At 74.5% G+C, this 24,121-nt stretch carries 18 protein-coding genes and 1 pseudogene; 13 read left to right on the top strand and 6 right to left on the bottom strand.

From position 1 onward, the window contains the following. Positions 1–12 precede the first annotated feature (12 nt). Together D476_RS0110625 and D476_RS0110620 are read right to left on the bottom strand one after the other, a co-directional pair. Positions 13–1,503, bottom strand: a complete 1,491-nt coding sequence (locus D476_RS0110625; RefSeq protein ID WP_017623932.1) for a sodium:solute symporter family protein — start codon at positions 1,501–1,503, stop codon at positions 13–15. Then, positions 1,500–1,697, bottom strand: coding sequence for a hypothetical protein (locus tag D476_RS0110620; protein ID WP_017623931.1), 198 nt, complete (start codon positions 1,695–1,697; stop codon positions 1,500–1,502). Before D476_RS0110620 ends, D476_RS0110625 begins: the two co-directional genes overlap by 4 nt. 184 nt (positions 1,698–1,881) lie before the next feature. Here D476_RS0110620 and D476_RS0110615 point away from each other — a divergent pair, with 184 nt between their 5' ends. After that, complete coding sequence (locus D476_RS0110615) at positions 1,882–2,427, top strand: type 1 glutamine amidotransferase domain-containing protein (protein WP_017623930.1); 546 nt, start codon at positions 1,882–1,884, stop codon at positions 2,425–2,427. A gap of 89 nt (positions 2,428–2,516) precedes the next feature. On the opposite strand, the pseudogene D476_RS32880 reads toward D476_RS0110615, so the two are convergent. Beyond that, positions 2,517–4,132, bottom strand: a pseudogene (locus D476_RS32880) (formate--tetrahydrofolate ligase). Between the two features lie 350 nt (positions 4,133–4,482). Here D476_RS32880 and D476_RS0110605 point away from each other — a divergent pair. The 3 genes from D476_RS0110605 (at position 4,483) to D476_RS0110595 (ending at position 9,093) form a co-directional block, all read left to right on the top strand. After that, positions 4,483–5,652, top strand: a complete 1,170-nt coding sequence (locus D476_RS0110605) for a MalY/PatB family protein (protein ID WP_017623929.1) — start codon at positions 4,483–4,485, stop codon at positions 5,650–5,652. Positions 5,653–5,909: 257 nt separating this feature from the next. Beyond that, positions 5,910–6,857 (top strand): TVP38/TMEM64 family protein, encoded by a 948-nt coding sequence (locus D476_RS32875; RefSeq protein WP_017623928.1) that lies wholly within the window; start codon positions 5,910–5,912, stop codon positions 6,855–6,857. Beyond that, a complete protein-coding gene (locus tag D476_RS0110595) occupies positions 6,799–9,093 on the top strand; it encodes an ATP-binding protein (RefSeq protein ID WP_017623927.1) in 2,295 nt (764 codons plus the stop codon). Before D476_RS32875 ends, D476_RS0110595 begins: the two co-directional genes overlap by 59 nt. Positions 9,094–9,575: 482 nt before the next feature. Here D476_RS0110595 and D476_RS0110590 read toward each other — a convergent pair whose 3' ends face one another. Beyond that, positions 9,576–10,367, bottom strand: a complete 792-nt coding sequence (locus tag D476_RS0110590; protein ID WP_017623926.1) for an SAM-dependent methyltransferase — start codon at positions 10,365–10,367, stop codon at positions 9,576–9,578. 260 nt (positions 10,368–10,627) lie between these two features. Between D476_RS0110590 and D476_RS0110585 the strand changes: the two genes are divergently transcribed. Together D476_RS0110585 and D476_RS0110580 are read left to right on the top strand one after the other, a co-directional pair. Next, positions 10,628–11,131, top strand: a complete 504-nt coding sequence (locus tag D476_RS0110585) for a MaoC family dehydratase (RefSeq protein ID WP_017623925.1) — start codon at positions 10,628–10,630, stop codon at positions 11,129–11,131. After that, a complete protein-coding gene (locus D476_RS0110580) occupies positions 11,128–11,952 on the top strand; it encodes an HpcH/HpaI aldolase/citrate lyase family protein (protein ID WP_017623924.1) in 825 nt (274 codons plus the stop codon). Before D476_RS0110585 ends, D476_RS0110580 begins: the two co-directional genes overlap by 4 nt. A gap of 41 nt (positions 11,953–11,993) precedes the next feature. Here D476_RS0110580 and D476_RS0110575 read toward each other — a convergent pair whose 3' ends face one another. After that, positions 11,994–12,941: a LysR family transcriptional regulator gene (locus D476_RS0110575; protein WP_017623923.1), complete on the bottom strand. Its 948-nt coding sequence runs from the start codon at positions 12,939–12,941 to the stop codon at positions 11,994–11,996. Between the two features lie 527 nt (positions 12,942–13,468). Between D476_RS0110575 and D476_RS0110570 the strand changes: the two genes are divergently transcribed. From D476_RS0110570 to D476_RS0110540, 7 genes are all read left to right on the top strand, one after another. Continuing rightward, complete coding sequence (locus D476_RS0110570) at positions 13,469–14,776, top strand: YcaO-like family protein (RefSeq protein ID WP_040725954.1); 1,308 nt, start codon at positions 13,469–13,471, stop codon at positions 14,774–14,776. A gap of 27 nt (positions 14,777–14,803) precedes the next feature. Then, positions 14,804–15,412, top strand: coding sequence for a cyclodehydratase (locus D476_RS0110565; RefSeq protein WP_026123404.1), 609 nt, complete (start codon positions 14,804–14,806; stop codon positions 15,410–15,412). A gap of 30 nt (positions 15,413–15,442) precedes the next feature. Continuing rightward, a complete protein-coding gene (locus tag D476_RS0110560) occupies positions 15,443–17,065 on the top strand; it encodes a hypothetical protein (protein WP_017623921.1) in 1,623 nt (540 codons plus the stop codon). Between the two features lie 3 nt (positions 17,066–17,068). Next, positions 17,069–17,761: a nitroreductase family protein gene (locus D476_RS0110555; protein WP_017623920.1), complete on the top strand. Its 693-nt coding sequence runs from the start codon at positions 17,069–17,071 to the stop codon at positions 17,759–17,761. A gap of 636 nt (positions 17,762–18,397) precedes the next feature. After that, positions 18,398–20,011 (top strand): FG-GAP repeat protein, encoded by a 1,614-nt coding sequence (locus D476_RS0110550; protein ID WP_239648661.1) that lies wholly within the window; start codon positions 18,398–18,400, stop codon positions 20,009–20,011. Between the two features lie 324 nt (positions 20,012–20,335). Beyond that, complete coding sequence (locus D476_RS0110545; RefSeq protein WP_017623918.1) at positions 20,336–22,738, top strand: ABC transporter permease; 2,403 nt, start codon at positions 20,336–20,338, stop codon at positions 22,736–22,738. A gap of 23 nt (positions 22,739–22,761) precedes the next feature. Beyond that, complete coding sequence (locus D476_RS0110540) at positions 22,762–23,538, top strand: ABC transporter ATP-binding protein (protein ID WP_017623917.1); 777 nt, start codon at positions 22,762–22,764, stop codon at positions 23,536–23,538. A gap of 278 nt (positions 23,539–23,816) precedes the next feature. On the opposite strand, the gene D476_RS0110535 is transcribed toward D476_RS0110540, so the two are convergent. Beyond that, positions 23,817–24,002, bottom strand: coding sequence for a hypothetical protein (locus D476_RS0110535; RefSeq protein WP_017623916.1), 186 nt, complete (start codon positions 24,000–24,002; stop codon positions 23,817–23,819). Positions 24,003–24,121: the final 119 nt, after the last annotated feature.

Below are 24,121 nucleotides of genomic sequence, written 5' to 3'. Positions count from 1 at the left end.
GCCGGGGCCGGTTCACTCGCCCCGGGCGGGCGCGACCTCCTCGCCCTCCTCCCCGGGCTCCGGGGCCGCCCCCGCCGGGCCGTCGGACACCGCCTCCGTGCGCCCGAGCGCGCGCTGGACGAGGGCGCCCGACCCGACCACCGCCAGATTGACCGCCAGCCCGTACAGCCCGGCGTTCACATCGGCGATCGCCGCCCCGTAGACCGCCGACAGCGCCAGCGTGACCGCGACCCCCGCCGCCATGCCCGCCAGGACCACCCACGGATGCACAGGGCGCCGGCGCCACAGGCCCAGCGCGATCGCGGGCGTGATCTGCACCAGGCCCGCGTACGTCAGCAGGATCAGGTTGGCCAGCAGGTCCGGCCTCAGCAGCGCCAGCAGCAGCGCCGCGAGGCAGGCCGCGACCACGGCCGCGTGGTTGGTCCAGAACTGCACCCGGGGCGAGCGCGCCGGGACCACGTTGCGCGCGACGAGCGTCGAGACGCCGATGGCCATGCTGGCCGCGGGCACCATCGAGGCGATCAGCGCCGCGACCGCGACGATGCCCACCAGCGGCTCGGGCAGCATCTCCCGCACCAGGGTCAGCAGCGACCCGTTGGGCTCGGTGTCCCCGGACAGCACCAGAACCGCGGTGAACCCGATGACCATGGGGAACGCGACCACGACGGTGAACAGCGGAAGGAAGGCGTAGTTGCGCCTCAGGGCCCGCGCGCTCCCCGCGCTCAGGACGCTGTTCCACAGGAACGGCAGCCCCATGAGCCCGAACCCCAGCACGCTCACCAGCGCGCTGGAGAAGAACCACACCGGCCCGGCCCCCTCGGCCTGGAGGGTCAACAGCTCCGGGCGCTCGGCGGCCAGGCGCTCGAACACGCTGCCCACACCGCCCGCGTAGTGGATCGGCACCGCGACCGCCAGCGCCCCGATCACCAGCAGCGTGACGGCGTCCTTGAGGTAGGCCGTGGCCACCACGCCGCGCACCCCGGCCCACAGGACGAACACGACGACCAGGACGGTCCCCGCCGCCATGCTCACCGCACCGGACGCGGCGTCCCCCGTCACCAGCTCCAGGACCAGTCCCAGGCCGGTGATCTGCAGCTGCAGGTACGGGAAGAGGAACAGCAGCGCGAACACCGCCGAGACCGTGCCCAGGGCGCGGCTGCCGTACCGGTCGGCGAGGAAGTCCCCCTGGGTCAGGTAGCCGCGCTCCTTGCCCAGCCGCCAGATGCGGGGGCCGACGAAGAACAGCAGGATGTAGCCGACCCCCAGGTAGGGCACCACGTACAGCGCGGCGACGCCGCCGGTGAACACCAGGCCGACCAGGCCCAGGAAGGTGAACGCGGTGAAGATCTCGCCCGCCTGGAGGAACCACACCGTCGCGGCGCCGAAGTTGCGCCCGCCCACGGTCCAGTCCGCCAGGTCGCCGGAGGGGCGGCGCCGCCCGAGCATCCCGCACAGGGCGATCACGGCCATTCCGGCCAGGGCGATGGCCAGTGTGGTGCTCATGCCCCGCCCTCCTCGCGCTCGGCGCCGCGTGCGATGAACAGCAGCGCGGGGGTGACCAGCAGGCACCACAGGACGACCCACACGAGCATCGGGGGGAGCCCGAGCCACAGGCCGCCGGTGCGCAGGAAGGGGAGGAAGGGGGTGGCCATGAGCGCCGCCGCCGGAACGGCCGCGGCCAGGTGCCTGCTGCGCAAGGGGCCTCCCGATGCGCGAGGGGGTAGGGGCGCAAGCGACCCTAGGCCCCGGTCCCCGGCGGCGCAACGGCCGCCGTCGGGAGGTTCCTCCGCCGTCCCGGCGCACCCCGCGCGCATGCATGGCCTCGGCGTGCGGGGGTAGCCGGACGGGGTGAGCCGTGATCGCCGAGGAGGGGGAAGCGACATGACCGGCGAACTGGAAGGCTGCACGGTGGCCGTGCTCGCCACCGACGGCGTCGAGCAGGTCGAGCTGGAGCGGCCCCGCCGCGCCCTGGAGGAGGCCGGTGCCCGGGTCGAGCTGGTGTCCGTCGTCCCCGGGCCCGTCCAGGCGATGAACGGCGACATCGCCCCCGCCGACACCTTCACCGTGGACCGGAGGGTGACCGCGGCCGACCCGGCCGACTACGACGGCCTCGTCGTCCCGGGCGGGACCATCAACCCGGACCGGCTGCGCACCGTCCCCGAGGCCGTCGAGTTCGTCCGCGCCTTCGCCGCCTCCGGGCGCCCGATCGGGGCGATCTGCCACGGGCCGTGGATCCTCGCCGAGGCCGGCGTGGTGCGCGGCCGGGTCGTGACCTCCTATCCCAGCATCCGCACCGACCTGCGCAACGCCGGGGCGGAAGTGGTCGACAAGGAGGTCGTCACCGACCGCGCCGTCACCACCAGCCGCGAACCGGGGGACCTGGACGCCTTCTGCGAGCGCGTCGTCCAGGAGATCGCCCGCTACTGAGCGGGCTGAGACGCCCGAGCGGGCCCGGCACGGCGGCCGGGTGCAGGCCCGCCCGGGCCGCGCGGTAGCGGGCGGGACGGGAAGGCCGGTCAGGACAGCCCGGTGATCTCCCCGTCGTCGTCCAGGTCGACACGGTAGGCCGCGGGCGAGCTGCCCAGCCCCGGCATGGTCTGCATCGTCCCGCAGATCAGATAGACGTACCCCGCCCCGGCCGCAGGGCGGACCTCGCGGACCGGAAGGGTCCAGCCCGTAGGCGCGCCCCGCAGGGACGGGTCCGACGACAGGGACAGGTGCGTCTTGGCGATGCACACCGGCAGGCGTCCCAGGCCGTTGCGCTCGCAGGCGCGCACCTGGCGGTCGGCGGTCTCGGAGAACTCCACCCCGTCGGCCCCGTAGACCCGGCGCGCCACCTCCTCCACCTTGTCGCGGATGGTGGCGTCCGCCGGGTACAGGGGCGCGTAGTGCGACTCCTCATCGGCGGCCTCGGCCACCGCCCGGGCCAGGTCCTCGGCGCCGCTCCCGCCGTCGACCACGTTGGTGCACACCGCGCTGCGCGCCCCCGCCTCGGCGGCGATCCGGCGCACCTCCTCCAGCTCCGAGGCGTGGTCGGTGGGGAAGGCGTTGACCGCCACCACCGGCGACACCCCGTGCAGGCGGCAGTTGTCGATCTGCTTGACCAGGTTGGCGGCCCCGGCCCGCACGTCGTCGGTGTTCTCCTCCAGCATCCCCTCGGGCAGCGGGCGGCCCGCGGCCACCGCGTGGCGCCCCGAGTGCGCCTTGAGCGCGCGCACCGTGGCCACCACCACCGCCGCGTCCGGGGCCTCCCCGGAGACGCGGCACTTGATGTTGAAGAAGCGCTCGGCGCCCATGTCGGCCCCGAACCCGGCCTCGGTCACCAGGAAGTCCGCGGAGCGCAGGCCGATCAGGTCGGCCACCACCGAGGAGTTGCCGGTGGCGATGTTGCCGAAGGGGCCGGTGTGCACCAGGACCGGCGTGTGCTCCAGGGTCTGCAGGAGGTTGGGCTTGATCGCCTCGCGCAGGACCGCGGCCATCGCCCCCGCGCCGCCNCGGTCACCGGCTTGCCCGCCCGGTCGCCCGCCACGATGATGCGCCCCAGCCGGGCGCGCATGTCCTGGGCCGACGACGACAGCGACAGCAGCGCCATGACCTCCGAGGCGGCGGTGATGTCGAACCCGGTCTGCCGGGGCACCCCGTCCAGCCGACCGCCCAGCCCGGTGACGATGTCGCGCAGGGAGCGGTCGTTGATGTCCACCACCCGCCGCCAGGAGACGTCGTTCGGGTCGATGTCCAGCGGGTTGTCCCGGAACAGGTGGTTGTCCAGCAGGGCCGCCAGAAGGTTGTGCGCGGCCCCGACCGCGTGGATGTCCCCGGTCAGGTGCAGGTTCAGCCGCTCCATGGGGACGACCTGGCTGTAGCCCCCGCCGGCCGCGCCGCCCTTGATGCCGAACACCGGCCCCATGGAGGGCTGGCGCAGCGCGAGGGCGGTGCGGTGGCCGATGCGGTTGAGGCCGTCGCCGAGGCCGACCGTGATGGTGGTCTTGCCCTCGCCCAAGGGGGTGGGGGTCACCGCGGTCACGACGACATAGCGGGCACGGGGGCGGTCGGCCAGCGCGTCCAGGGCGGAGAGGCGGATCTTGGCCACATGGTCGCCGTAGGGCTCCAGCAGGTCGGCTGGAAGCCCCATACGGTCGGCGACGTCGGAGAGCGGCTCCAAAGCGGCGCCGCGGGCGATCTCCAGGTCGGTCGGCATTGGCAACGACATCACCCCTAGCGGCCCTCGGCCCGCCGGGAAGCGTCCTCCCGCAGGAGGTGCGGGGCGAGAGACCCGACGTTTTGACTGGTTGGGGAACCCGCACTTACATTCTCGGGCACGGTTGAGCATCACGCAATCAGTTTCGTAATACGCAATCGATGGCCGGGTGCGGCCACCGTCGCACACCCGGGCGCCCTGCGCCCGGGGAGACGCGCCCGCATCAGGGAAGACCGGGAGGGGACCCGGCTCGGAGCCGGAACGGACGACGGAAGGGACGGCGCATGGGCCTGGCAGAGGGGTTCGACGCCCTGACGGTCGGCGACCTGCGGGCGCGGGGGACGCTGAAGTGGTCGAAGTACGGCGAGGACGTGCTCGGGGCGTTCGTCGCCGAGATGGACTTCGGCACCGCGGAGCCGGTCCTGCAGGCCCTCCGTGAGGCGCTGGAGGGCGCCGCCTTCGGATACCCGCCGCCCGGCGCCGACGCCGAGCTCGCCGAGGCGTGCCGCGGGTGGCAGGAGAAGGCCTACGGGTGGAGCGTGCCCGCCGAGCGGATCCACACGGTGCCCGACGTGCTGCGCGCCTTCGAGATCGCGACCACGCACTTCTCCCGCCCGGGGAGCCCGGTCATCCTCCCGACGCCCTGCTACATGCCCTTCCTCACGGTCCCCGGACGCCTGGGGCGCGACATCATCCAGGTCCCCATGGTCCAGGGAGAGGACGGCTGGAGACTCGACCCCGACGCCCTGGCCGGGGCCTTCCGGAGCGGGGGGCACCTGCTGGTCCTGTGCAACCCGCACAACCCCCTCGGGCGCGTGTTCAGCCCCCGCGAGCTGGCCGGGGTCGCCGAGGTGGTCGACCGGTACGGCGGGCGCGTGTTCGCCGACGAGGTGCACGCGCCGCTCACCTACCCGGGACACGACCACGTGCCCTACGCATCCATCGGCCCCACCGCCGCCGAACACAGCGTCACCGCGACATCGGCCTCCAAGGCGTGGAACATCCCGGGCCTCAAGTGCGCACAGCTCATCATCACCAACGACGCCGACGCCGAAGTGGTGCAAGGCATGGAGCCCTTCGCGCTGCACGGGGCCAGTGTCCTGGGAATGGCGGCCAACACCGCCGCCTACCGGCACGGTGCGCCGTGGCTCGCCGAGGTCCTGGAGTACCTGGACGGCAACCGGCGCGCCCTCGGCGGCCTGCTGGCCGAGCACCTGCCGGACGCCGGGTACCGGCCCCCGGAGGGGACCTACCTGGCGTGGATCGACCTGCGCGGCGTGGTGCCGGAGGACGACCCGGCAGGGCGGATCCGCGAGCGCGGCGGCGTCGCGGTCGTCGACGGCGCCGAATGCGGCGAGGCGGGGCGCGGGTGGGTGAGGCTGAACTTCGCCACCCCGCGCCCCGTGCTGGAGCGCATCGTCCTCGGAATGGCGCGGGCCGCCCGCGCGCGCTGACCGACCGGCGCACCGCACCCCGGCGGGCGGGGCACCGGTCGGGAACCCGGAGGCGGGGGCGGTCGACCGGACGTGCGGCCCGGCCGGACGGGAGACCCCCCCTTCAGGGGAGGCGGCCGTCCCGAGCGGCGGGGGTGGTAGGTTCACCACCTGATCGCACCCCGGCCGGGCGAATCGCCCTTCCGGCCCCGCCCCCGAAGCGCCGGGCGTGTCCCACCGGTGCCGACCGGCGGCCCCTCGACCTCCAAGGAGAACCGGTGAACGAAGGCCGCCCCGGCGGCGGCCGGCGGTCCGCCGCCCGCCGCGCGGTCCTCTTCGTCCTGCTCGCCGCGGCGCTCCTCATCGCCGGAACCCGGCTCCCCGGGCTCGGTGAGATGCACGCGGCCGTCGAGGCCGCGGGCCCCGCCGCGCCCCTGGCCGCCCTCGGCCTCTACCTGGCCGCCGCGCTCCTCCTGGTGCCCCGGCCGCTCCTCAACGCGGCCACGGGGGCGCTGCTCGGCCCGGCCGTCGGGTTCGCGGTCGCCAGTGTCGGCGCGGTGGCCGGGGCGCTCGTCCAGTTCTGGGTCGCCCGGGTGATGCTGCGCGGCGCGGTGCGGACATGGGTGCCGCCCGCCGTCCGCGCCCGCCTCGACCGCGCCGTCGCCCGGCACGGCCTGTTCGCCGTGGTCTACCTGCGGCTGATGCCGATCGCCCCGTTCTCGGCGATCAACCACGCCCTCGGCGCCACCGCCATGGGCGTGCGGCACTTCGTCGTCGGCACCGCCCTGGGCTGCATGCCCTACACCGCGGCCCTGGTCGTCCTCGGCGGCTCGGCCGCCGACCCGCTCTCGCCGGAGTTCCTGGCGGCGGGCGCCGCGACGGCGCTGCTCGTGGCCGCGGGGCACACCGCCGTGGTGCTCCTGCGGCGCGCGGAACGGGCCGCAGGCGGCACCGGCGACGCGGGCACCGTTGACGCGGGCACCGCTGCGGAGGGTGCCGCCCCGGCGACGGCCGGCCGGGACCGGCGCCCGCCCCGCCTCCCCGCCGCATCCGGGAGGCCGGACCCGGACGATTCCCGGAAAACGCCGTATACGCAGGGCTCTGTCTCGGTACAGTGCGTACCGAGGCGGAGTCGAGCGTCGCAGCGGGCAGGGCGAGGGCCGGATCATGATCCAGCGGACGGCGGGGGCGCTCCCCCGGCAGCTCACGGGGTTCGTCGGCCGTGAGGAGGAGGTGGCCCAGGTCACCGGCCTGCTCGGGCAGGGCCGCCTGGTCACCGTCCTGGGCCCCGGCGGCGTCGGCAAGACCCGGATCGCCCTGCACGTGGCCGAGCGCGTCGCTCCCCGGTACACCGACGGCGCGCGCTTCGTGGAACTGTCCGGGCTGCGCGACCCCGAGCTGATCGCGCACACCGTCGCCTCCACGCTCGGGCTCGCCGAACAGGACGCCCGCTCCCAGCTCGACGTGCTCCTGGAGTACCTGCGCGGCCGCTCCCTGCTGCTGGTCCTGGACACCTGCGAGCACCTGGGCGACGCCTGCGCCATGCTCGCCGAGGTCGTCCTGCGCGAGTGCCCCGGGGTGACGATCCTGGCCACCTCCCGGCACGCGCTCAACGTGCTCGGGGAGTTCAGCCACCCCGTCCCGCCCATGCCGGTGCCCGACCCCGACGACGCCGACGGCGTGCGGCACAGCGCCGTCGAGCTGTTCGAGCGGCGGGCGGCAGCGGTGGTCCCCGGCTTCACCCTCACCGAGGCCGACCGGCGCCACGCGGTGCGCCTGTGCCGCCGCCTGGACGGCATCCCGCTCGCCATCGAACTGGCCACCGTGCGCCTGCGCGCCCTGCCGCTGCAGCACCTCGTCGAGCGCCTGGAGGACCGCTTCCAACTGCTGACCGGCGGCTCACGGGCCTCGCTGCCCCGCCACCAGACGCTGCGCACCGGCATCGAGTGGAGCCACGACCTGTGCACGCCGCAGGAGCGGGTGCTCTGGCGCAGGCTGTCGGTCTTCGCGGGGGGATTCGACGCCGCGGCCGCCGAAGAGGTGTGTGCGGGCGAGGGCCTCGAACGCGGCGAGGTGCTGGAGGCGCTCATCGGCCTCGTCGACAAGTCCGTCGTGCTGCGCGCCGACCGGGGCGGGGACCGCTACCGCCAGCTCGACACCCTGCGCGAGTACGGCGCCGAACGCCTCGCCGAGGCGGGAGAGGAACAGGAGTGCCGCGGGCGGCACGTCGAGCGCTGCCAGCGCTTGGCGGACCGGCTCGACCAGGGCTTCACCGAGGACCAGCTCGGCCGCTTCCGCGCGCTGGCGGCCGAGCACGCCGACATCCGCAGGGGGCTCGAATACGCCTTCGCCGTGCCGGGCTGGGAGCCGAAGGGCGCCCGCCTCGCCGCCTCTCTGTGGGGCTACTGGCAGATCTCCGGCCGCCTCAAAGAGGGCCGCTACTGGCTCACCAAGGCCGTGGAGTCCCTGCCCGAGGGCAGTCCGCAGCGCGCGTGGCCCCTCGGGGTCCGGGCCTACCTCGGCACCTTCCTTGGTGAGTTCGACAACGCCCTGGCCGACCTGGACGCGGCGATGCCCGTCCCGGAGGCGCACCCCGACGAGCGGCTGAGGGGGCGGATGCACCTGTACCGCCACCTGGCCCTGGTGTTCGCCGGGCGCCACGGCGAGGCGCTGCCCGAGTACGAGGCCTGCGCGGCCGCCGCGAAGCGGGCGGACGACTTCGCGACCTCGGTGTCCCTCCTCGCCCAGCAGGGGTACCTCCACCTGCTCAGCGGCGAGCTCGACGAGGCGGTCGCCGTGTGCGCCGAGGGCCTGGAGCGCCTGGAGGGGCGGGACGCCGAGCTGTGGCTGCGCTCCTACATGCTGGTCATCACCAGCGCGGCACTGACCTTCAAGGGCGATGTCGCGGGCGCCGACGCCGCCGGGGCGCCCGCCCTGCGCATGAAGTGGGAGCTGGGCGACTTCGTCGGGCTGGCCTACTACCTGGAGGTCACCGCCTGGCGGGCGGCGAGCCAGGAGCGCTTCGCGCGCGCCGCCTGGCTGTTCGGGGCCGCCGCCCCGCTGTGGGACCGGGCGGGGGAGCGGCTGGGCGGCACCGCCATCATGGAGGCGTTCCACCAGGAGGCGGTGGGGGCGGCGCGCGCGGGGCTGGGGGACGGGCACTTCGCCGAGCTGTACGCGGAGGGGGCCGACCAGCCCCTGGAGCGGATCGCGGACGCGGCGGTCGCCGACGCCGACACCCTGACGCCCGGGCGCCAGGACCCGCCGCCGGGGGAGGCCGCGCTCACCGCCCGGGAGCGCGAGGTGGCCGGGCTGATCGCCGAAGGCCTGTCGAACCGGGCGATCGCCGAGCGGCTGGTCATCTCCAAGCGGACCGTGGACACGCACGTGGAGAACATCCTGGCCAAGCTCGGGGTGTCCTCCCGGGTGCTGGTGGCCCAGCGGCTGGCCGACACCGTCTGAGGCGGCCCGGTCGGCGGCGCCCGGAGGCGCAGGCCGCGGGACGGCCGCGAGAATGAGGGCCGCCGTGCCGCCGTCCTCCGCGCGGACGGGCGGCGCGGGCTGGACAGGAGGCGGTCACGGCGGGAGAGTGGTCCCTGGAGGAGCGGTGACGCCGCTCCCCCTCAAGCGGCGTCCGCACACGACTCCCCCAGGGGATCCCCTCGGCGCGGCCGGTATGCCAGGACGTCCGCGGCCGCACCACCAATTCTGGGGCCGCGAAGGGCGCGAACGCCGCCGGTCCGACCCGGATGGGTGCACGGATCTCGGCCCGCGCCCCTACCGAGAGGGCCTCCGCCCCCTGACCCATACGGATACGTGCCCGAGGGGTGCGGGCTGACCGATGGGGCCGCCCTACGGATACGGACGGCGCGCAACAGGACCGGTCGCCGGACGCCCACCGTCACATGCGCCCGTGCGCGCCGACGCACCGCACCGGCAACGGTTCAGGGCTTGCGGCCCACGGCCACCAGGTGCGGAATGGCGCGGCCGCCGAAGAGCGTCTCCGCATCGGGGCGCCACTCGGGGGCGAACACGACACCGGGGTCCGACAGCTTCAGGCCCTCATAGAGATCCTCGATCTCGGCCCTGCTGCGCGTGCGCATGGGGTGCGGGTTGGCCTCGTTCCACACGCGCAGCAGCTCCTCCATACGCTCGGGGACGACGTCGGCGGTGGGGTGGCCGACGATCAGGAGGCTTCCCGGGGCGAGCGCGCCCATCAGCGTGGAGACGATGGCGCGCGCATCGTCCTGGGAGACGACGTAGTTCAGCACGCTCGACAGGACCACGGCGGTGGGCTCGTCCATGTCCAGGGTGCGGGCGGCCTCGGCGAGGATGGCCTCGGGGCCGTGCACATCGGCGTGGATGTAGTCGGTGGCCCCCTCAGGGGTGCCGACCAGCAGCGCCTGGGCGTGGACCAGCACCAGCGGGTCGTTGTCGACGTAGACCACCCGGCACTCGGGTGCCACGGCCTGCGCGACCTCGTGGGTGTTGTCCGCCGTGGGGAGCCCGGTGCCGACGTCGAGGAACTGGCGGATCCCGTGCCCGGCCACCGCGTGGCGGACCGAGCGCGCGAGGAACTGCCGGTCGGCCCGGGCGCTGACCACGCCCTCGGGGACGATCTCCTTGAGCCGTTCGCCGACCTCCCGGTCGACGGCGTAGTTGTCCTTGCCGCCGAGCCAGTAGTTCCACACGCGTGCGGAGTGGGGGACGCGGTCGTCGATCATCGGCTCGGTCATCCTCGTTCCGATCTCGCGCACGGCAGAGGCCCGGCTCGGCGCGTCAGGGGGCGAATACGTCGAAACGGACCCTAGTCCTCCCAGAGGGCGCACGCACACCGAACCCCGCAGTGACAGGGCCTCCCGGGGACGGGCGGGAACACCCCGCCCCTGCGGAGCCCTCTCGGGGAGCTCCCGGGCGGGGCGGACGGCCGGCGGTGTGCAAGCATGTCGGGGTGATCACGGGCTTGCCCGGAACGACGGCTCGACGAGGAGGCGACGTGGAGGAAAGCGGTCCCGAGGCGACCCCCGAACGGATCGTGCAGCGCGGCCTGTACTTCGAGGAGCTGAAGGAGGGCGCGGTCTACCAGCACCGGCCCGGACGGACCGTCACCGAGGCGGACAACACCTTCTTCAGCACGCTCACCATGAACCCGCAGAGCCTGCACCTGGACGCCCACTTCAGCGCGTCCACCGAGTTCGGGCGGCCGCTGGTGAACAGCCTGTTCACCCTGTCGACCCTGGTGGGGCTGAGCGTCGCGCAGCTGACCCAGGCCACCACCGTGGCCAACCTGGGGTTCGGGGAGATCGCCTTCCCCCGCCCCGTCTTCCACGGGGACACGCTCTACGCCGAGACGACCGTGCTGGAGAAGCGGCTGTCGTCCTCGCGCCCGGGCAACGGGATCGTGAAGTTCGAGCACCGGGCCCTGAACCAGGACGGCGAGCTCGTCGCGCGCGCCCAGCGCAGCGCCCTCATGCTGTGCACGCCGGAGGAGGCGCGATGATCGGCACCTCCGGGATCCCGGGCCCGTCGCTGCTGTTCTGCCCCGGGGACCGGCCCGACCGCTACGCCAAGGCGGCGGCGCGCGCCGACGCGGTCATCATCGACCTGGAGGACAGTGTCGCCCCCGACGCCAAGGACGGCGCGCGGAGGATGCTCTCCGAGGCCTGGCCCGAGCTGGACCCCGAACGCACCATCGTGCGGGTCAACCCCTTCGGCAGCCCGTGGTGGGAGCGGGACGTGCAGGCGGTCCAGGACCTGGGCGTGCGACTGGTGATGCTCCCCAAGGCCGAACAGGTGGAGGCGGTGCGCGCGCTGGCCCCGGCGCGGGTGGTCGCCCTGTGCGAGTCGGCCGCCGGGGTGCTGGCGGCCCCGGCCATCGCCGCCGAGCCCGGGTGCGCCGCGCTCACCTGGGGCGGGGAGGACCTGATGGCCGACCTGGGCGGGGCGTCCAGCCGACGGTCCACCGGGGGGCTGCACGACGTGGTCGTGCACGCGCGCTCCTCGGTGCTGCTGGCGGCGGCCGCGCACGACAAGCCCGCGGTCGACACGGTGTACCTGGACATCTCCGACACCGACGGGCTGGCGGCGGAGGCGCGCGAGGCGGCCGAGACCGGGTTCGTGGCGAAGATGTGCGTCCACCCCGGCCACGCCGATCCCATCCGCGAGGCCTTCCGCCCGCCGGAGGAGGAGGTGCGCTGGGCGCGCGGCGTCCTCAAGGCGGCCGAGGAGAACCCGTCCGGGGTGTTCCGGTACGAGGGCCGGATGATCGACGCACCGCTGCTGGGACAGGCCCGCGCGATCCTGCGCCGAGCGGGGGAGTAGGGCGGCCCGCGACGGGCGGCCTTCCCGCCCCTTCTCCGGGGTCACTCGCCCTCGGCGGCGATCCGGACGAGCAGGTCGGCCGGGGGCACCGGAGGGGCGTGCGGGCGGCGCACGGCCCGCAGCGGGCGGTGCAGGTCGACGCCGCTGACCGGCACCTCCCGGAGCCGCCCGTCGGAGAGCTCGGCGGCGACGGCAAGTTCGCTGAGCACGGCCGGGGCGGCCCCGCTCTGGACGGCCACCTTCACCGCCGCGTTGGAGGGCAGTTCCAGCGCCGGGGGCTCCGGGTCGGCTCCGAGGGCCAGGCGCAGCGCCTGCTCCAGGGTGGTGCGCGTCCCGGAGCCGCGCTCCCGGGTGACCAGGGCGGTCCCGGCCAGTGTGCGCGCGGGCAGCGGGCGGCTCCGGGCGGCCCAGGGGTGCCCCGGGGCGACGACCGCGACCAGGCGGTCCCGCCGCACCAGGAGCCGGTCCAGCCCGTGCGGGGCGTCCAGGGACTCGACGAACCCCAGGTCGGCGTCGCCGTCCCGGACGCGCTGGGCGACCTCCTCGGAGTTGAGCACGTCGAGGGCGACCTCCACCTCCGGGGCCCGGTCGCGCAGGCGGGCGAGCCAGCCGGGGACCAGGTACTCGGCGACGGTCATGCTGGCCGCCAAGCGCAGGGTGGCCCGCCGGTCGCGGCGGAGCGCGGTGACACCGCCGGTCAGGTCGCGGGCGGCGTCCAGGACGTTCTGGGACCACCCGGCGACGGTGAGCCCCTGCGGGGTGGGCCGCGATCCCCCGGTGGTCCGGAACAGCAGGGGCAGGCCCAGCTCCCTTTCCAGGGTGTCCAGGCGGCGGCTCGCGGAGGCCTGGGTGAGCCCGGACCGGGCGGCGGCCCGGCCGATGCTGCCCTCCTCGACGACGAGCAGGAACAGTTCGAGACTGGCGAGGTCGGGCCAGGCACGGTAGGGCCCCGCCCCCGGCGCGCCATTGCGCGGGTGGCCGTTGGTCATGCGGTCACTGTATGCGCGCGGAGGGGGCCCTGCGCGAAGGCCGCTCACCCGCACCTTCACGGTGCGCGGACGCGCGGTGGCGTCAGGCGGTGTACTCGACAATGCGGGGCCGGCGGTCGTTCAGACCCGGCCCCGGAGGCCGCCCGCCCCGCCCGGGAGTACGCCGTGGCCGTACACCGGGAGCGGTATACCGCGCTCGTCGGGGAGCGGAACGACGTCCTGTCCGTTTCCGGCCAGGGGAGGAGCGCGCCTCCGGCCGCGTGCGGGATCGCAGGCCCGCAGGGGTTCGTCCCGGCGGCCGAACGTGAAGCGGTCTCATCCGGTGCGCCCTCTGCAGCCGGTGTGACATGCGGACACGAAGGCGAACCGCACCGACGAAAAGGCCGTCGGATCCGTGATTGACAGTCTGGGCCCCACCGGTCGACGATCACTCGAGGCGACCGCCGGGGTCTGCGGCCCCGTCGGGGAGGAGAACGGGGGAGACCTGCTTGGGCGTCAATCCGGGCGATTCCGATGGGCTTCAGTGCATGGCGTCTCTGGCCTCGCTGGCCTCTCCGCACGGTCTCGTCTCGCATACCTCGGCACTCCCCGTGGCCGAAGGGGATCCGGCCTTCGCCGTCCGCGTCTCCGGCATCGGCGACCCCTCGAAGGTCCTGCCCGCCATGCAGGGCCGGAGCGGCGGCGGTGGCCTGGGAGGCCTCGACGGGGTGGGCAGTGCGCTCTCCGGTGAGCGCGCCGGGCTGCTCTCGATCGCCGAAGCACTAAAGAGGTACTCGACCTGCGCCTGGCACGAGGAGGACCTCGTCGTCGCCGCCGAGGACGACCTCGGCGAGGACGCCGTCTCGCCCGCGCGGTGGCCCCGGTCCTCGGAGCGCGAGTTCGCCCGTGACGACTGCGGGCTGGCCCCCTACGCCCCCTCCGTCCCGATCAGGTGGGTCCCGGCGTGGTCGCTCACCCGGCGGCGCGCCGTCCTCGTACCCGCCGCCGCGGTCTACCTCCACATGGCGCCGCGGTCACCGTCGGAGCTGTTCACCCGGGGGACCGCCACCGGTGCGGCCGTCCACTCCGACATCCGCCGCGCGGTCCTGGGCGGGTTGGCGGAGGTCGTGGGGCGCGACGCGCTCGCGCTGGCCTGGCTGCAACGCCTGCCGCTGCCGGAGCTGTCGGTCGATCCGGAGTTCCTGGGGCCGTCGGAGCGCGCCGACCACGCGGCCGGGACCGCACGCCACCTCGACGTGCGGCTCTTCGATGCCACGACCGACTTCGGCATCCCCGTGGTATACGCGGTGCAGGCGTCCACGGACGGGGACCTGCCGGACCACATCGTCTGCGCCGCGTGCGACGCCGATCCGCGACAGGCGGTCGGCAAGGTCCACCGCGATCTGGCGTCGGTGCGCGCGGCGCTGCGCGAGCGCGCGGCCGCCGCCCCGGCGGCGCGGCCGGACGACGGCGCCGTCAGCGTGACGGGGGCGTCCGCCCACGACGCTTCGCCCGAGCGGCGCGGCGCCTTCCGCCACCTGTTGGAGGGGGAGCGCAAAGTGCGGCGCCTCGAAGAGCTGCCGGACCTGTCCCGTGAGGCGGACCCGCTGGCGGCCGCGGTCGCGCGGCTGGCCGGGCGCGGGGCCGAAGTCCTCGCCGCCGACGTCACCACGGACGAGGCGCGGCAGGTCGGCATGCACGCCGTCAAGGTCATGGTGCCCGAGGCCGTTCCCCTGTCCTTCATCCACGGCGAGCGCTACCTCGCCACACCTCGGCTCTACGCCGCCCCGGCGGCGATGGGGTACCGCAGCCGCGGTGAAGAGTCGCTGAATCCGGAACCACAGCCGACCGCGTAGCCGCTGCGCAGATAGGGGATCGAGCACGTGTCGGCAGAACAGTCGCGAGAATGCCTCTACCTGGTCAGGGACGCGTTCGGAGAGCAGTACGCCGACGCCTATCCGGCGGCGGCGCCGATCCGGGTCACCGGAAGCGGCCTTCCCGACGCCGCTCGGGACGCGCCCGCCGCGATGATCGCGGCCGTGCACTCCGGACAGGACGGGGAACTGCGGGACGCCCTCGACCGGCTCGGGTTCGAGCGGGGCGTCCCGACGGTCGGGGTCGGACTGCTCCCGACGAGGATCGTGTGCGGCCCGGCCGTGATCCCCGGATCCACGGCCTGCTACGCCTGCCACCGGCGGCGCGCCGAGCAGCACCGAGACCCCGCGGACACCGGCGACCCGGGCGAGGCGTCCCGGGGGCTGCCGGAGGGCTTCGGCCGGATGCACCTGGCGGTCGCGCACGGACTGCTGGAGCTGGCCAAGGCCGAGATGCGTGCCGGGCCGGAGGGCATCGGCGGCACAGTGCGCAGCCACGACCTGGTCTCGGGGACGCTGTCGACCGCCTCGACGGTGGCGGTGGACCGCTGTGCCCGCTGCGGGGACCGCTGGAGCGGCCTGCGGAGCGGCCCCGCCGCCTTCGCCGGTCTCACATGATGTTTCGGCCGTGGGTGAGGAGAGCAACCGATGGGTGCTGAGCTGAGGGGGGACACCCTCGGACGGGTCGCGCGCCGGGACAAGCAGATCGCGGTGCCCGTCCGCCCCGTCCTCCGCAAGGGCGTCCGGCTGCGCCGGTCCGGCGACGCCGTGATCCTCGACGGCGCGGAGAAGCGCCAGGCCTTCACCGGCAGGTTCGCACGCGAGGGGCTCGGCCGCCTGGCCGCCGCCTGCGACGGCACCGCCACGCACGCCGAACTCGCCGCCGCGCTGGGGCTCGACGAGGCGGCCGTGTACAAGTCCCTGGCCCTGCTGTGGGCGTCAGGGGCCCTGGAGGAGGGCGACCGGGAGGGCCCCGACCCGGCGGTTCCGCCCGAGCTCGCCTGCCTGCTGTCCCGGCTCGGCGGCTCCACCGGGGTCAACCCGTCATGGACCGACGCCGCGGCCCGGCTCGGCCGGGCCGCGGTGGCGGTGGTCGGCGACCGGGCCCTGGCCGAGGCCGCGGCGGCCTGCCTCGACGGGGTATGCGAGGTGGCCCGGGACACCGGCCGCCCGTCGGACGCCGATGGCGCCCTCGTCGTCTTCTTCGAGACCCGGAACTCCCGGCCTGAGCTCGCCGCACTCCGGGACCGGTGCCGGACGGAGGGGCGGGCCCTGCTGCGGGTCCGGGCCGACGGCGCCTCGATGACCCTGGGCCCGTACGTGGACCCCGCGTTCACGCCGTGCCTGGAGTGCGGCGTGTCGGGCGAGGAGGCGCCGACGGACGACCCGCCCCCGCACTCGACCGGGCTCATCGCCGGTCTGGCCGCCCACCACGTCCTCGCGCTCCTGTCCCGGGCGGTCCGGACCCACCTGCCGCTCGACTCCGGCACCGTCGACCTGTCCACCCTGGCGACGCGGTACCGCCCGAGCGCGGTCCGTCCCGGATGCCCGACCTGCTCGTTCAGCGAGGGCCCGGTGGCGCCCGCGCCGACGGCCGGCGCGCTGTACGAGGCCGCGGTGGCGCTGCCGCCGCGCGCGTTCCTGGACACCATGGGGCACCTGGCCCACTTCCAGTCCTCCAACGTCGAACTGCAGTGGCGGTTCCGGACGTGGCCCGGCCGCCCGCGGGTGGAACTGCCCGAGGCCGACGTCGCGAGGCTGGCCGGGGCGCCCTCCGGAGAGGAGGGGCGGACGGGCCTCGGACGGCCCGAACTCGCGCTGCTCCTGGCGATCGCGTTCGGCATCCGGGAGAGGACCGACGGCTGGGTCCAGCGGTGGACCGCGGCCGGAGGCAACATCAGCTCGGCCACGGCCTACCTGATCAGCCGTGACGAGGACGTCCTGCCCGCGGGTGGCTATGCCTACCGCGAAAAGGACCACACCCTGGCCCGCGTCGCCGACGGCGGCCCGCCGGGCGGCCTGCGGGGTAAGGCCCCGGTGGCGCTGGTCGTCACCGCCGACCTCGCCAAGATGGCCGCCAAGTACGGCACCTTCGGGTTCCGGCTCGCGCTGGGGAACGCGGGCTGCGCACTGTCCTCCGCCCGGACGGTCGCCGACCGGCTGGGGCTGGCCGTCTCGCTCGCACCGGACTGGGACGACGGCCTGCTGAGCGGATACCTGGGCCTGACCCCGTCCGAGGAACCCGTCGCCGCGGTCATGGAGGTGGGCTGAACCGTGCGCTCCGACCCGTCCGTTCTGCAGTCCCTGCTCGACGCCTTCGCCACCCGGGCGCCCACGGGCGACGGCCGCGCGGAGCACCGGTCGCCGAAGCCGTTCCCCGCCGCCGACCCCGTCGCGGTGGAGGAGCCGGGCGAGGACCCCGCGCGCGATCTGCACGCCACACTGCTGGCGCGCCGCTCCTCCCTGCGGTACGCGGACGCGCCGGTCCGCACCGACCTGGTCCTCGGCCTCGTGCGCACGGCGCTCCGGCGCGATTCGGAGGACTGGGGCCTCGACGGCGACACCGGCCCGCTGGAGGTGTTCGTCTTCGCCCTGCGCAGCGAAGGCAGGCCCGCCGGGGTCTACCGGGTCACCGCGCGCGAGGCGTCGTTCATCGCCCCCGCCTCCGACCTGGGCGACCCAGAGCTCCTGGGCGTCCAGCGCGAATTCGCCGACGCGGCCGGGATCGTCGCCCTCTACGCCGACCTCGACCGCGCGGACTCCTGGGCGGGCGCGCACGGCTACCGCGTCTGCGCGGTGCGCGCCTCCATGGCCCTCTACGACTTCCACCTCAGATGCCAGTCCCACGGCCTTGCCGGAACCCCCTTCGGCGGGTTCATCGGCTCGGCGGTCCGCAACCTCGTCCAAAGCGACGGCGCGGCACGGCACCCCCTGCTGTCCGCCACCTACGCCCATCCGGCCCCCTGACCGGCGGCCGGCCGGGGCGTGCCCGGGGGCGTGGCACGTCCTCGGCGCGCCGATGGGCCGCCTCGTCCTGCGGGCTGAACGGCGCAGCACGGGGTTCCGCGGCAAGCGGCCCGACCCGTTCACCGACGACCGGGGCGGGAAGGACCCGCCGGTGCCGCCGGTGCCGCCGTCCCGGGGCACGACGCGTTCGGGCGTGTCGGGTTGACCACGCTCCGCGTCCGATTCCGGCCGGGGCGGGCCGTGTCCGCGGAACGGGCCCTGCACAGGCGAATCGGCGCCGTCCCGGCCGGAAACGGTATCGGTCCCGCGTGATCTCGCGCTAAGGCCGGTGAGAAACGGCGGCGCGTGGGCAGAGGGCAGACATGGACGTGAGTACCCCGCGTGGGACGCGCAGCCGCGACCGGCCGCGCGGAGGCGCTCGGCGCGTCCCACCCTCCGACCCCTGCACGCGACCTCGCACACGATCCGGATTCGGACCCCGCCCCCACCGGCCCCCGGGCCGCACGGGCGACCGGTCCTGAACGCCGTCATCCCCTACCAGCGCCGCGTGGCCCTCGGCCGCGACCGGCCGATGCCCCCGCTCCACGGCCAGTGGCCGATCGCCGCTCGGTGCTGCGACCGAGAAGGAGCACACCGGTGTTGATCAGAACCATCGGCGCGATCGGGCTCGCGGCCGCGACGGCCGCCGCCGCTGCCGCCCCGGCCGCGGCCTCCCCGTCCCCCGACGGCGAGGGACCCCCATCGCCGTCCCCGTCGGCCGCCGGCCCCGGAACGGCGGAGGAGTCCCCCTCCGCGCAGCAGACCTGCCCGGGCTCCGCCTCCCCGACACAGAGCGACTTCAACGGCGACGGCCACGCCGACGCCGCCGTCGGTGACCCGTTCGCCGCCGTCGACGGCACCAACGACGCGGGCGCGGTCACCGTCATGTACGGCGGCGGCGACGGCCGCCTGGGCGAGGGCGAGCGCGCCCGCATCACCCAGGGTTCCCCGGGCGTGCCCGGAGCGGTCGAAGGCGGCGACTGGTTCGGCGCCGCGCTGGAGCCGGTGAACCTCGACGGCGACGGCTGCACCGACCTCGTCGTCGGAACCAACGGTGAGGACCTGGGCGGCGTCGAGAACGCGGGCGCGGTCGTCGTCCTCTACGGCTCCCCGGACGGGCTGGGCGCGGGCCGCGAAGCGCTGTGGATCGACCAGTCCACCGCGAAGGTGCCCGGGTCCTCCGAGCGCCACGACGAGTTCGGCTATTCGCTCAGCGCGGCCCCGGCGAAGGGCGCCGACGCGGCGACCCTGGTCGTCGGCACCCCCTACGAGGACCTCGGCGCGGTCCAGGACGCCGGCGCCGCCACGGCGATCTGGTTCACCGAGCCGGGCGAGATCGCCGCGTCGATCAGGTTCGACCAGGACACGCCGGGGGTGCCCGGCGCCCCCGAGGCCCACGACCTGTTCGGCCTCGGCGTCGAGCTCGCCCAGGTGTCCGGCAGCAGCGGCCGCTGGGACCTGCTCGTCGGCATGCCCTACGAGGACGTCGGCTCCAAGCAGAACTCCGGGGGGCTGATCAGGATCGAGGACATCGCCGAAGCGGTCGCCGAGTACCCCTCGGCCTGGTGGGACCAGGACTCCCCGGGCGTGGGCGGGGTGCCCGAGGCGGGCGACCTGTTCGGCACCGATCCCGAGTACGTGCCCACCCCGGAGGGCGGCTACGTCGCCGTCGGCGTGCCGGGGGAGGACCTGTCCGGACACCATAACGGCGGGATGGCGCAGGCGTTCCTCGGGACCGGCGACGGCCTCCGGGCGGACCGCTCGTTCCACCAGGACAAGGAGGGCGCCGCAGGGGCGGTCGAGGACAACGACTACTTCGGCTTCGTCCTGGACGGTGTCCCCCGGCCGGTCTCGGGCGGGCACGCGCGCATCGTCTTCGGCCTGCCCTACGAGGACATCGGCGCCGAGCAGGACTCCGGCGCGGCCCAGTCCTTCTCCCTCGACGCCATCGGGTACGACGACCGGTGGATCGACCAGTCCACCGCCGGGGTGCCGGGCGTTCCGGAGGCGGGCGACTTCTTCGGCGAGCAGGTCACCACGGCCGGAGACGAGGACGAGCAGGCGCTGCTGGTGGCGGCCCCCGACGAGAACGCCCACGGCACGGTGACGGTGCTGCCCTTCGACGGCGGCGCCCGCGCCTGGGAGCCCGGTGTGGGCGGCGTCCCGGAACCGGCCAACCGGTTCGGCGCGTCCCTCGCCGGACACGCCTGACCCCTTCCGCTCCTCCTGGGACGGACAGGGCCCCGGGGCGCTCCGGCGCCCCGGGGCCCTGCCCGTGTTCCTCCACACGTGTTCCCCGGACCGCCGGGACGCCGGTCACCCGCCGAAGGGGCCCAGGGGCGGCACCTATACGCTCCTCAGGGCCATCTCCGGGTGCCCCCAGGGGAGTTGCCGGACTCCCGAACACGCGTGGGGCGGGGACCATCGGCTTACGCGCCGCCCGGCGCGGGGCCCACCGGTCGTTCAGCCACGGGACCGGGGGCCGCCCCCTCGTCATGGAACAGGTGTCCGTGCCGGAAGGATCGGAGTCCCCCTGTGAGCACGAGAGCCCTCCTGCACCTCCGGCACGTGGGCAACGACCTCTCACGCGACAAAGGCGTCAACCTCGCCCTCGCCGCCGTCCTGGTCCTCAGCGCATTCCTGGCGGCCACCGGCGCCATGGTCATGGAGCGCGTCGTCGGCTCCGTCGACCGGCTCTTCGAGGAGGCGCAGCCTCCCCACTTCCTCCAGATGCACAGCGGCGACTACGACCCCGGGGCCGTGGAGGCATTCGCCGCGAACAACCCCGACGTCGAGGCGTGGCTCATCGAGGACATGCTCGGGTTCGACGGCGCCGCCGTCTCCTGGAGCCGCGCATCGAACGGCGAGTCGGGGGACTTCTCCGACAGCCTGATCGACAACCTCTTCGTCACCCAGAACGACGAGTTCGACCTCCTCCTGGACGAGACCGGCGCGGCCCCGAGGCCCTCCCCGGGGGAGGTCTACGTCCCGGTCGCCTACCAACAGGCCTACGACCTCCGGGCCGGGGACGAGCTGGCGGTCGAGACCGGCGCCGGAACCCGGGAGTTCCGTGTCGAGGGCTTCGTGCGCGACGCGCAGATGGCGTCGTCGCTCTCCGCGTCCACCCGCGTCCTCGTCTCCGAGGAGGACTTCCGCGAGCTGGCCCGCGCCGGAGGCGGCGCCCCGGAGATCATCGCCGAGTTCCGGCTGGCCGACCCCTCCTCGGCGGCCGACGTGCAACGGGCCTACGAGGCCGACGACGCCCTGCCGAAGAACGGGCAGGCGGTCACCTTCGACATGGTCCGCCTCATCAACGCGGTCAGCGACGGCCTTCCCGCGGTGGCGCTGGTCTTCGCCGGCCTCCTGCTCATCGCCATCGCCGTCCTGAGCGTGCGCTTCGTGGTCCACGGGGCCCTGGAGGGCGAGGTCCGCGAGATCGGCGCGATGAAGGCCGTCGGCATCCCCGACCGGTCGATCATGGTCCTGTACCTCACCAAGTACGGCGTCATGGCGCTCCTCGCGTGCGCCGTGGGCGGCGCCCTGGCCGTCCTCGCGACCGGCCTGCTCACGCGCGGCGTCGAGGCGAACTACAGCCAGGCGCCGCTCGGCGCCGCGACGGTCCTGGTCCCCGTGGCCGCGCTGGCGGCCGTCTTCCTGATCGTTATGGCGGTGTGCCGCGGCGTCCTGGGCAGGGTCGCCCGGATGCAGGTCGTCAACGCCCTGGTCCACGGCAGCCTCCTCGACGAGCGGCGCGAGGCGCGCCGCGCCCGGAGGCGGGCACGGCGGCTCCGCCCCAGCGCACTGGGCTCTGGCCGGGGCCGGTCGGTCAACAGGCGGCTGGCCCTTCTGGACCTGCGCACCGAGCGCGGACAGTGGATCCTCCTGCCCGTCGTGTTCTTCCTCGCCGCGGTCCTGATGGTCCTGCCGATGAACCTGCTGAGCACGTTCGCGAGCCCCGGCTTCGGCGTCTACATGGGGGTGCCGGACAGTGGCCTCCGCGCCGACGTCCGCTTCTCCGACGACGTCGAGGCCGTGCACGCGGACCTGGTGGCGGGCATGCGCGGCGACGACCGCCTGACGGACGTGCGCTCCTTCGGCAACGTGCGCATGGAGGCCGAGGACGCGGAGGGCCCGGTCACCCTCAGCGTCGATGTGGGGGACCACCGGGCGGGCGCGATCGAGTACCTGGAGGGCGGGCCGCCCGAGTCCGGGCAGATCGCGCTGTCGATGCTCAACGCCGAACGGTTCGGCGCCTCTGCGGGCGACGAGATCGCGGTGGACGACGGCGACGGCGCGGCCCCGCTCACCGTCAGCGGCGTCTACCAGGACGTCTCCAGCGGCGGCTACACCGCGAAGATGCAGGGGGAGCCGCCGGGCGGCGCGGACGCCTACACCGTCTACGCCGACACCGCCGGGGACGCGGCCGCCGGAGCCGTGGCGGCCGACTACGGGGAGCGGTACCCCGACGCGACCGTGATCCCGATGCGCGAGTACGTCCAGCAGACGATGGCGTACGCGACCGACGCCCTGCGCGGGGCCGCCGTCCTGTCCGCCGTCTTCGGACTGGGGGTCGCGCTGCTCATCACCAGCCTCTTCCTGCGCCTGGTGCTGTCCAGGGACCGAGGGAAGACCGGCCTGCTGTCCGCCGTCGGGTTCTCCTCCGGAGAGATCATCGGCCAGGTGTGGCTGAAGGTCCTCGCCGCGGCGGCGGCCGGAACGGTGTCCGGGGTCGTGTTCGCGGCGACGGCGGGGGAGACCCTGGCCGGTGCCCTCGTCTCGTCGGCGGGGCTGGGGATCGGGGACCTCGCGTTCATACCGGATCCGCTGATCGCCTACGCGGTGTACCCGGCCGCCCTCCTCGGCGCCGCGCTCCTGGGCGCCCTCCTCCTCACCGCCCCGCTCCGCAGAGCGGACAAGAGCTCGTGGCTCGGACGATGACCGGAACGACGACGGGAGCGACCATGGCGCAAGCCCCGACGGCGGCACTGGAGTGCCGCGACCTGGCGAAGACGTACTACTCCACCGACCCTCCGAGCGAGGTCGTCAGCGGGATCGACCTGGCCGTGCGGCGGGGCGAGTTCCTCGCCGTGATGGGGGCGTCCGGCTCGGGGAAATCGACGCTGCTGTACAACCTCAGCGGAATGGACCGCCCGACCGGCGGGCGGGTCCTGCTGGAGGGGCGGGACCTGACCACACTCGACGACCGGGAGATGAGCCGGGTCAGGCTGACGCGGGTGGGGCTGGTCTTCCAGCACGCCTACTTTCTGCGCACCCTGAACGTGCGCGACAACATCCTCCTGCCCGCCCTCAAGGCCGCACAGGGCAGGCGGCAGGCGGCGGACGCGGCCGCCAGGGTCGACGCGCTGATGGAGCGGTTCGGGATCGCCCATGTCGGGCGGCACGGGATCACGCAGGTGTCCGGGGGACAGCTGCAGCGGGCCTCGATCTGCAGGGCGCTGGCGTGCGAGCCGTCCGTCCTGTTCGCGGACGAGCCGACGGGCGCGCTGAACAGCGGCATGACGAAGGAGGTCATGGACGCGCTGACCGATGCGCACACCGGGGGCGCGACGATCGTCATGGTGACGCACGACCCGGCGTGCGCCGCCCGCGCCGACCGCGTGGTGTTCCTCCGCGACGGCCGACTCGTCGATTCGCGCGAGTTCGGCGCGTGGAGCGAGGAGGAGTCGAGGCGCCGCGAGGACGACCTGGTCACGTGGCTGAGGGAGCAGGGCTTCTGAGAGGGAGCCCAGACGGGGAACGGCTCCTCCCGTGGCGGGAGGAGCCGAATCCGGAAGCGCGCTCCCGAGGTCGGGAGGTCGACGGCGGTCTCTTACTCCAGCGCTCTCCCATCTGAGCTACACCGGCCGTGCCGGTGGCAGGACTCGAACCTGCGACCTTTGGTACCAATTGAAGTATCCGCCGTCTTCGCACCGAGAGCGCGCGAAGGAGGTTATCAGGGCTGTTCTGGGTGGAGAAAGGGATTTTCCGGTCCGGGGATTGCGGCGCGTCCCGGTGGTCACTCGGTGACGATGATCCCGGCCGCGCGCAGTTCCGCCACGGCGGCGTCGGCACCGCCGGGGTGCGCCCCGACGAACACCGTCGCCGGGCCCTCAGGCGGGAAACGGCCCCTCCCGGTGGGGGAGAGGCCGTCTCCGGCGAGCGCTCCCGAGGTCAGAAGGTCGACGGCGGGTTCATGGTCCAAAGCTCTTCCATCTGAGCTACACCGGCTGTGCCGGTGGCAGGACTCGAACCTGCGTCCCTTGGATTAGGAGATGAAGTATCCGCCGTCTTCGCACCGAGAGCGCGCGAAGGAGGTTATCA

The sequence above is a fragment of the Nocardiopsis chromatogenes YIM 90109 genome (genome assembly GCF_000341185.1).
Taxonomy (GTDB): domain Bacteria; phylum Actinomycetota; class Actinomycetes; order Streptosporangiales; family Streptosporangiaceae; genus Nocardiopsis_A; species Nocardiopsis_A chromatogenes.
The sequence above is the reverse complement of the archived record's forward strand: the minus strand, read 5'-3'. Positions and strand labels throughout refer to the sequence as shown.